The organism is Actinosynnema sp., assembly GCF_052038725.1.
The window spans coordinates 1-4,851 of record NZ_JBQGCX010000809.1; the positions used below are offsets into that span (position 1 = coordinate 1).

5 protein-coding genes are annotated in these 4,851 nt (G+C 75.0%); 2 read left to right on the forward strand and 3 right to left on the reverse strand.

Annotated features, from left to right (window positions below):
* Together ACTUAL_RS16640 and ACTUAL_RS16645 are read right to left on the reverse strand one after the other, a co-directional pair.
* The coding region (locus ACTUAL_RS16640; RefSeq protein ID WP_440900914.1) for an NACHT domain-containing protein at window positions 1-1,157 on the reverse strand (1,157 nt) is incomplete at its 3' end.
* Between the two features lie 498 nt (window positions 1,158-1,655).
* Window positions 1,656-2,450: an alpha/beta fold hydrolase gene (locus tag ACTUAL_RS16645; protein WP_440900915.1), complete on the reverse strand. Its 795-nt coding sequence runs from the start codon at window positions 2,448-2,450 to the stop codon at window positions 1,656-1,658.
* A 57-nt stretch (window positions 2,451-2,507) separates the two neighbouring features.
* Here ACTUAL_RS16645 and ACTUAL_RS16650 point away from each other — a divergent pair, with 57 nt between their 5' ends.
* Window positions 2,508-2,888, forward strand: a complete 381-nt coding sequence (locus tag ACTUAL_RS16650; protein ID WP_015804248.1) for a RidA family protein — start codon at window positions 2,508-2,510, stop codon at window positions 2,886-2,888.
* On the opposite strand, the gene ACTUAL_RS16655 is transcribed toward ACTUAL_RS16650, so the two are convergent.
* Window positions 2,866-3,330 (reverse strand): CoA-binding protein, encoded by a 465-nt coding sequence (locus ACTUAL_RS16655; RefSeq protein WP_440900916.1) that lies wholly within the window; start codon window positions 3,328-3,330, stop codon window positions 2,866-2,868. The two genes, ACTUAL_RS16650 and ACTUAL_RS16655, sit on opposite strands and share 23 nt — an antisense overlap.
* A 95-nt stretch (window positions 3,331-3,425) precedes the next feature.
* On the opposite strand from ACTUAL_RS16655, the gene ACTUAL_RS16660 reads away from it, so the two are divergent.
* Entirely contained in the window at window positions 3,426-4,742 is a 1,317-nt protein-coding gene (locus tag ACTUAL_RS16660) for a PI-PLC domain-containing protein (RefSeq protein ID WP_096496355.1), read from the forward strand.
* The last annotated feature ends 109 nt before the right edge of the window (window positions 4,743-4,851 follow it).

The window sequence follows — 4,851 nt, forward strand, 5'->3', positions numbered from 1 at the left end:
AGCGCGCCCGGCACCACGCGTCCGAACAGGCGCCGCACCACGTCCGGCCCCACGAAACCCAGCCACCCCGTCCGCTGCGGCAGGCTGCCGCGTGCCCGCAGGTCCCGGTGCGGCGGCGCCGCCGCCACGCGCGCCAAGAACCGCAGCGCCCGCAGCAAGCGCTCCGCCCTCGGCACCCGCGACACCGCCTCGGCCACGTAGGTGTCCAGCACGCCCCGCCGGTAGTCGACCCGTCCGGCCCGGCGCGCCAGCACCAGCAGACCGAGGGCGAGCGGGGTCCGCAGCTCGGCCCACAGCTCCGGCTGCTTCTCCAGCTCGTCGCGCAACCCCGCCACGCGCGGCCCGCACGCGGCGAGCAGCGCCTGCACGTCCCCGCGGCGCACCTGATCGACCCTGACGACCTCGTGCTCGGGCAGGCCGGGGAGATCCGCGTCCCGGCTGCACAGCGCGAACTGCGCCACCCCGAGAGCGGACACCTCGGCCAGGCAGCGCGCCCGCTCGGCGCCGGACAGCTCGTCCAGCCCGTCGAACAGCAGCGCGAACCGCCTGTCCGCCAACCACACCCGACCCAACCGAGGGCTGATCCGGTAGCGCGACTCGACCCGCGCCAGGAGCCACTCGGTGAAACCAGTATCCCCCCGCCAGGCGGCCAGGTCCACCACCACGGGCAGGGGTCTTGCGGCGTCGTCGCGCGCCCGTTCCAGCAGCGCCTCGGCCAGTTCCAGCAGCAACGTCGTCTTGCCCGCCCCGGCCTTGCCCACCACGACCAGCGGCGCGCGCATCCTGGTCGGCAGCGACGGCCCGACCTTCGGCGCGACCCCGAGCTTCAACCGCACCTGCGCGGCCAGCGCCCGATCCCGCTCCGCGCGCACGAACCGCTCCACCCGCTCCAGCGCGGCCTCCCGGTTGGCCGGGTGGTGCGGCCTGCGCTGCCGCCACCGCTCGGCCAGCGGCTCCCACGCCACCAGCCCGGCCGCGACCGCGCACAGCCCGGCGAGCGCGGGCCACAACCACGGCGCGAGCGGCCCGAGCACCCTGGGCGCGGACCCTCCGGTGGCCGCGTTGAACGCGGTCGGGACGAGCACCAGGAGCACCACGGCGCCCACGGTCGACAGGGCGGCGGTGCGCGCGGTTCGGGCGAGCTGGCGGGAATCCATGCGGTCCTCTCGGCGGCTCCGGACGACGGTAGTGCGCAGGGAGCGCTCCCGGGTAGGACTCGCGCCGCTTGTAGGGGCGGACCTGTCAGGATGATCACGAACCGGTTGCGGGAAGCGCTTTCCACCCGTCCTGACCAGGAATTCCGACACCTGCGATTCGGACCGCACGATCGGCCGGCCGCCATCGGGAGGTGCTGCGGAACCGGCGCACGGCCGCACCGCGACGGGTCCCTGCGGACGCACGCGAGCACCCCGCCGGACGCGCCCGCCCCGCCCCGCGCGCCGTTCCGCCGAGCACCCGAGGGCACAACGGAGCACCCCGCGCGGTGCACGGGCCATCAGCGGGACGAATGCGCCCGAGCCCCGCCGGAGCCGTGAGCCCGAGTCCGCCGAAGCCGCGCGCGGGCCCCGACCAGCTGGGCCGCAGGAACACGACCAACCCGACCCGCAGCCGCCGGTCGACCAGCCGACCCCCGCGCGCGCCGAGGACGCGGGACCTCACTCCCGCAGGAACCCCACCACCACCCGGTTCACCTCGTCGGGCCGCTCCAGGTACCCGTAGTGCCCGGCGTCCGCCACCTCCGCGTACCGCGCGCCGGGGATCGCGTCCGCCACCTCGCGCCCCAGGTGCGGTGGCACCAGCCGGTCGTCCGCGAACCCCACCACCAGCGTCGGCGCGGTGATCCCCCGGTAGGCGTCCAGCCGGGGCTCGAACTCCGCCAGCTCCAGCTGCGCCCTGACCCCCGCGTCCACCCCCTGCTCGGTGAACTCCAGCAGGTCCAGCCAGTCCCGCGCCGCCACGGGGTCCCGCAGCGTCGCGGGCGACAGGTTCGACAGCGCCGACACCGCCGCCCGGTGCGCCGGGGGAGTGGTCACGCCCCGGTCGAACAGCTCCCGCTCGCCGCGCGACAGCGCCACCTGCAGCGGGTCCGTGCGCCCCGCCGTGGCCAGCAGCACCAGCGAGCGCACCAGGTCCGGCCGGGCCAGCGCCAGCTCCTGCGCCACCCGCGCGCCCAGCGACGTCCCGACCACCCGCGCCGGACCGCCGAGCCGCTCGACCAGCGCGGCCACGTCCCCCACCAGGTCGTCGATCGTGAACCCGCGCGCGTCGGCGGGGAACACGCCCCGGTTGTCGGGCGTGGCCACCCGGAACCCGGCGGCCACCAGCGCGGGCACCTGGTGCGCGTGCCACACCCGCCCGGACGCCCCGGTGCCCATCACCAGGACGACCAGCTCGCCCTCCCCGGACACGTCGTACCGGACGGTGGTCCCGTTCAGCTGCTCGGTCGGCATGGGCGCAGGTTAGCGACCGGCCCGGCGGGAACCGCGCACCGCCGTTATGGTCGCGCCATGAGGCGCGCCATCCTGTCCGGGTCCTCCTTCGAGGAGAGCATCGGGTACGCCCGCGCGGTCGTCGACGGCGAGTGGGTGCACGTCTCGGGCACCACCGGGTTCGACTACTCGACCATGACGATCGCGGACGACGTGGTGGCGCAGGCCGAGCAGTCGCTGCGCAACATCGCGGACGCGCTCGCGCAGGCGGGGACCACGCTCGCCGACGTGGTCCGCGTCCGCTACTACCTGCCCGACACCGCGGACTTCGAGCCGTGCTGGCCCGCGCTGCGCGCCGCGTTCGGCGAGAGCAGGCCCGCCGCGACGATGCTCAGCTGCGGCCTGGCCGACCCGAGGATGCGCATCGAGATCGAGGTCACCGCCCGGAAGGCCCGTTAGCGGCCCACTCGATGGCCGGGCAGTGGTCCATGACCACGTCCAGCCCGGCCGCCGTGGTCCGCTCGTACGCGGCCCGGTCGATCACGCCCAGCTGGAACCACACCGCCTTCGCGCCGATCGCGACGGCCTCGTCGGCGCTCTCGCCCGCGACCTCGGACCGGCGGAACACGTCCACGCAGTCCACCGGGAACGGGACGTCGGCCAGCGAGGCGTAGCCCCGCTCCCCGAGCACGGTCGCCGCCGAGGGGTGCACGGGCACGATCTTCTTGCCCTGCTGCTGGAGGAACCGCGCGACCCCGTAGGCGGGCCGGTCGGGGTTGTCGCCCAACCCGACCACCGCCCACACCCGGCAGTCGGCGAGCACGCGGCGGATCGTCGTGGTGGTGTCCCCGGCTGCGCGCTCCGCAGTCGGGTCCTTCTCAGCGGACTCCCGTTCGGCCATGCTTCCAGGGTAGGCCCGCCCGAGGCCGACCGGACCGACCGAGACGATCCCCGGCCCTCCCTCGGCGCCGGGGTTTCGGAGAGGACCCCCGCACCATGCGCCTGCCCGCGCTCGCCGTGACCGCCCTGCTGGTCGCGGCGCTCCCCGCAACCGCCCTCGCGTCCCCGAACACCGCGGCGTCCCCGAACGCCCTCGCGTCCCAGAACACCGCGGCGGCGGCCGAATCCGGCCTCCACTACCTCCAGAGCGCCACGAACGGCCTGAACGCCTCGGCGTCCGCGAGCCCGGTCCCGCTGCGCCGCCCGAAGGGCAACGAGGACCGCCAGCAGTGGAACGTCGTCGGCGACACCCTCCAGGAGGGCGGTCGCTGCCTCGGCCGCTCCGGCGACCAGGCCGTCCTGCTGGCCTGCGACAGCGCGGACGCCCGCTGGGAGGTCGTCGCCGAAGGCGCGTCCCGCGTGCTCAAGGTCCCCGGCCAGAGCCGCTACCTGACCACCGAGGGCGAGCAGGCCCGCGTGGGGACCCGGCGCGACACCTGGTTCCTGAACCCGGTGAGCCCGACCCGCGTCGCCGTGCCGCAGGACGGCAGCCGCAGGCTGGACCAGGTCACCTTCCTGACCGCGCACAACGCCTACGCGAACGGCGTGGACGGCGGGTTCGCGCCGCCGTTCATCAACCTCGCGCCCAACCAGGCGCGCGGCGTCGAGCAGCAGTTGGCGGACGGGGTGCGCGCGTTCCAGCTGGACGTCCACCAGACCCCGGACGGCGCGATCCTGTGCCACAACAGCTGCACCCTGGTCAGCGGCCCGGTCGCGCTGAACGTGGACCTGCGGCGGCTCGTGGACTTCCTGGGGCGCAACCCGAGTGAGGTCGTGACGGTGTTCCTGGAGGACTACGTCTCGGTGGACGTCCTGCGCGCCGAGCTGGCGAAGGTGCCGGGCCTGGCGAACGTGCTGTTCCGCCCCGACCAGGCGGGCGTGCGGCAGAACGGGTGGCCGACGCTGGACGCGCTGCGCGCCTCGGGCAAGCGGCTGCTGATCTTCAGCGACGAGCCGGGCCGGGACTCGCTGGGCGCCATGTTCCAGCCGGACTGGACGGTGGAGAACTACTGGTCCATGGGCGCGGGCGTCGGCAACTCGGACTGGTCCTGCTACAGCCGCTGGTCGACCCCGCTGACCCGCACCGAACCGGGCTTCACGCCGCTGTTCGTGATGAACCACTTCCGGGACGTGCCGTTCACCGGGACGGCGACCTCGGACAACGGCAAGCTGGCCGACCGCGCCCGCCGCTTCTGCGAACCGGCCGCCCGCAAGACCCCGAACTACCTGGCGGTGGACCACTACCACCTGGGCAACGCGCTGTCGGCGGTCGCGGAGCTGTCCCGCGACCGCTTCCAGGCGGGCACCAGCTGACCGCTGCCCGACCGCTGACCGCTGCCCGACCGCTGACCGCTGACCGCTGCCCGACCGCTGCCTGATCGCTGACCACCGCTCGCTGCCTGACCGCTGGGTGGCTCGCGCC

Excerpts from the sequence above, each read along its gene's own strand:
- ACTUAL_RS16655 (WP_440900916.1), bottom strand. The coding sequence starts at position 3,330 with ATGGCCGAACGGGAGTCCGCTGAGAAGGACCCGACTGCGGAGCGCGCA.
- ACTUAL_RS16645 (WP_440900915.1), bottom strand. The coding sequence starts at position 2,450 with ATGCCGACCGAGCAGCTGAACGGGACCACCGTCCGGTACGACGTGTCC.
- ACTUAL_RS16650 (WP_015804248.1), top strand. The coding sequence starts at position 2,508 with ATGAGGCGCGCCATCCTGTCCGGGTCCTCCTTCGAGGAGAGCATCGGG.
- ACTUAL_RS16660 (WP_096496355.1), top strand. The coding sequence starts at position 3,426 with ATGCGCCTGCCCGCGCTCGCCGTGACCGCCCTGCTGGTCGCGGCGCTC.